The organism is Pseudomonas sp. 34 E 7 (assembly GCF_900005715.1).
Taxonomy (GTDB): Bacteria; Pseudomonadota; Gammaproteobacteria; order Pseudomonadales; family Pseudomonadaceae; genus Aquipseudomonas; species Aquipseudomonas orientalis_A.
Window position 1 is genome coordinate 4,781 of the sequence record NZ_CVTX01000157.1, and the last position, 3,987, is coordinate 8,767.

Below are 3,987 nucleotides of genomic sequence, written 5' to 3' on the forward strand. Positions count from 1 at the left end.
CGTTTTGCTTACTTTTGCGCTTTTCAAAAGTGAGCCGCCGTCAGGGCGGAACCCTAAGTGGCCGTGACCGCAGAAACGGATATGTACTCGGTCCAATCCAACATCCCGGCCAGCCCAGAGGCCGCCATCGGGGGCAAGCCCCCTCCCACATTTGGACCTCGGAGCGTCAGGTAAATACGCGTTAGCTCCCTCGCCACAGGTGCGGTTTCGCACCAAAATTGTGTAGATACCTATGCCCCGATGAGGGAGTGTCAGTAAGCACATCTGTGACTGACTCACCGCAATCGGGGTGTAAGCCCCCTCCCACATTTAGATCGCATTGAGGCCGATTAACCGCGTTGATCGTCGAAATACGCCTTCCTGCCGTCCACCCGCTCCGATGCTCTTGGCACATTCACCGCCTGGCCTTCAGGCTTCTCCACATACCAATAACAGTGGCTGACCGCTCGCGTGATGCCGACGTAGGCCAGGCGCAGCACCTCGTCTTTTTGTGCGTTGTCATACGCCTCGCCGTCGCCATCCTTGCCCAGGCCCGCCATGCGATAGACCTGGTTCTTGTAGGGCGAGCTGGTGAGGTGCTGGCAGTCACCCAGTAGAAACACCACGTCCGCCTGCAAACCCTTGGCGCTGTGATAGGTCAGCTGTTTGAGCCTGCGCGCCTGAGGCGGCAAGCTAGAATCCAGATTAACTAAAGCCTGAATATGCTCTTGCATCAACAACTTATCGCTACTTTTTCGATACAACATCAAGATCTTATCGCCCCGCTGATAATGCTCGAGCAGCTGCTGCGCCAGTGCCGCGTCGTCGCGCTCGCGCACTGTCACGGGCACCAGCGGCTTGGGCTCGCCACTGGCCCTGGCCTTTTTACCGGGAATGGCCGGCGCGCTGCGCACGATGTGCTCGGCAGCATCGATGATGTGTTGATGGCTGCGGTAGTTCTCGGCGAGCATCACCCGCGTGGTAGTCGGCGATGCAAACTCCTTATTGAACTCCATGAAGTATTTGGGCGAACTGCCGCGCCAGCCGTAGATCGACTGCCAGTCATCCCCCACGCACAGCAGCGATGAACGCTGCGCCCCGCGCCCGACGTGCATGGCCGGGCCACGGCTGCGGATTTCGCGCAGGCTGGCACGGATCCACGAGACAATCTGCGGCGATACGTCCTGGAACTCGTCGATCATCAGGTGCGACATCGGCCGCAGCAGTGGGTCGCTGAGCAGCTTGAGGTTTTCCGGGGTATTTTCGCCAAACAACGAAAACATGCGGTTATACGTCATGATCGGCGGCGATTGATCGAGCAAGTGGTCTTCCAGGGCCTTCCAGAAAATGCCCAGGGCCTCGAAGAACAAGCGGTCCGGGTCGTCCTTGGCAAAGCTCATGCGGCCTACGGCGCCGGGCACATCCAACCCAAGGTTCTCGATAAAGCCGGCGGCCATCACAAAGCAGTCCAACAGCGGCGCGGAAGCAAGCTCACCCTTGACCTTGTAATCGAACCCCGGCCCGGCCGTGGCGTCGCCCGCCAGACTGCCTAATAACCTAGTTGAAGACTCATAGTTATCCAGCCATATCAAAGGCTTGCGGCAGAAAGCTTGAAACAGGGTGCGCTTTACTGCCCACTCCGCGCGCACTGACAGCTTTGAATTGGGCCGGCTGATCTGGGGGCTTTCCCGCGAATCAAAGCCCAGCACCACCCACGCGTCCAGCTCGGGGATATAGCCATGGCAATGAAATGTCGCCCCATTGATGTCGAACGCCTGCCGGCTCGGCTCAATGCCCTTGATCGGCCAGGCGCCGGCGCGAAACCACAGATCCTCGATGACGTCGCAGAGTTCTTCATCGCGCCTGGCCGCCAGTTCCGTCACCGCCATGCGCTTTTGTACATCCGGGTGATCACGCTCCAACTCCTTGAGTTGCAGCCCATGGCGCGCCAGCGGCGCGATCAACTCACGAAAACGCGCGTGGCTGCCGTGCAAGCGGTGGTAGCAGGCGTTCATCTGTTGGCGCTGGGCGTCGTTGATGCGCAAGTCGAACGGGTTGCTGTCGGCGTCCTCCAAGCCGGCGCCGAGGTTCTCGAACGCCTGCAGTCGCTCAAAGCCCGGCAGGCAGCGCACCATCGGCAGGATGCGTGAGTGAAAGGTGCGCACCACCGCCTGGGCCTCTTTTTGGCCAAGGGGTTGGCCCCACAGGCTGAGAATCTGCATGAGCTTGTGGATGAAGTCCTTGCGCGACTCGCGGGTGAACGTCACCACGGTCATCGAACTCAGCTCGAAACCCAAGTAATGGGTGAGCAGCAGAATGCGCAGCACCAGGGAGGTCGACTTGCCGGCGCCGGCACCTGCAATCACTGAGGTCGAAGGCGTGTCGCTGAAGATCATTTTCCACTGCGCGGCGCTCGGCTGGGCGTGGGCCGGCAGCAAACGCGCCACGTCGGCCTTGATGCGCTTTTTAATGTCGGCGGTCAGGGGCAATCGCCAGTCATCGAACAGGTTGTCATCAATGCCCGGAGCACGGGGTTCATCGCTACGAAAATCGCGAATCAGCAGGACTTGCCGGCCCTCTTGCAAACCGTCCGCCTTGCCCTCTCGGTAGCCGTACTCCACACCGGCTTCGTGCCCGCTGCGAAAACCGTCGGCTTGACCATGCAACCAGGAGAAACGGTGTTGAGCGCGCAGCCGCGTGAGGCCGTGTCCGAACAGACGCGCGGCAAGCCGTTTCAGCAGCGGCATTTCCGCCAGCGGGCGCAATTCGGGGGGCAGATCAGGCTGTGGATGCGGCACGCGGACTCCTGGGATGAGCTGGGTTTCGACAGTGCACCATGGTCGCCGGAATTGACCCCGAGTTCCAGCCAAATGCTTTGCTGTCATGCAGTTAGGCGATGAAGTGAAAGTTATTGCCCTAATTTCCCATCGAATCAATAGATAGGATTAAGGCAGTTTTTACGCTTTTTATCGATCATGCGCTGTTGGATCATAGGGTCATTAACAGGAGACGATCATGCTTGAACTTCGACCCTTCAACACCCTCGGCGGCGCCCACCACGGCTGGCTCGACGCCCATCACCATTTCTCGTTTGCCGAATACCACGACCCCGAGCGCATGCACTGGGGCAACCTGCGGGTGTGGAACGACGACATCATCGCGCCGGGCACCGGCTTCCCGCAGCACGCGCACCGCGACATGGAGATCATCACCTACGTACGCGAAGGCGCCATCAGTCACGCGGATAACCTGGGCAACAAGGGCCGAACCGAAGCGGGCGACGTGCAAGTGATGAGCGCCGGCACCGGGATTGCCCACAGCGAGTACAACCTGGAAGCCACGCCGACCAGGATCTTCCAGATCTGGATCATCCCGAATGAAGCCGGGTTGCCACCCTCCTGGGGCGCCAAGCCGTTTCCGCGAGGTGTACGCGAAGGATTCGTGACCCTGGCCAGCGGCAAGGCCGGAGACACCGAAAGCCTGCGCATTCGCGCCGACGCACGCCTGGTGGCGGCGAATCTGAAGGCCGGAGAAACGGCCGAGTATCGGCTGGACAGCGGGCGCCGAGCCTACCTGGTACCGGCAACAGGCGTGATTGAAGTCAATGGCCTGCGTGCACAAGCTCGAGACGGCGTGGCGGTTGCCGATGAGCAGGTGCTGCGGGTGACGGCGGTTGAAGACAGTGAAGTTGTGCTGGTCGACCTGGCCTGAGCCAAAGTCTTGCTGGCATCTAACTGATGCCAGTCAGTCAAACGCACACCGCCGCTTGTAGGAGCGAGCTTGCTCGCGAAAAACGTCAACGATAACGCGTGCTTCCTGAATAAACGCGGCGCCTGTTAGTTTTTCGCGAGCAAGCTCGCTCCTACATAAAGCAGCCGCACCCACCCGTAACCACGATGCGCAGCGAGTCGCTTTTGATCTTGATCTGCTTTTGATCTCAGGCGCCCCGTTAAACCACGCTGGCCGAACGCAGGCTTGAATCCGTGGGCAACCCGGCAGGACGCCGGG

2 protein-coding genes are annotated in these 3,987 nt (G+C 60.2%); one reads left to right on the forward strand and one right to left on the reverse strand.

The genetic code is table 11. The features are described from left to right. Positions 1-329 precede the first annotated feature (329 nt). Positions 330-2,777, reverse strand: a complete 2,448-nt coding sequence (locus tag BFP96_RS20135; protein ID WP_065936888.1) for a UvrD-helicase domain-containing protein — start codon at positions 2,775-2,777, stop codon at positions 330-332. Between the two features lie 217 nt (positions 2,778-2,994). Between BFP96_RS20135 and BFP96_RS20140 the strand changes: the two genes are divergently transcribed. Beyond that, a complete protein-coding gene (locus tag BFP96_RS20140; RefSeq protein ID WP_065888109.1) occupies positions 2,995-3,690 on the forward strand; it encodes a pirin family protein in 696 nt (231 codons plus the stop codon). Positions 3,691-3,987 lie beyond the last annotated feature (297 nt).

What these genes read in the sequence shown, in the direction of transcription:
- BFP96_RS20140 (WP_065888109.1), top strand. Translation starts at nt 2,995, where the DNA reads ATGCTTGAACTTCGACCCTTCAACACCCTCGGCGGCGCCCACCACGGC.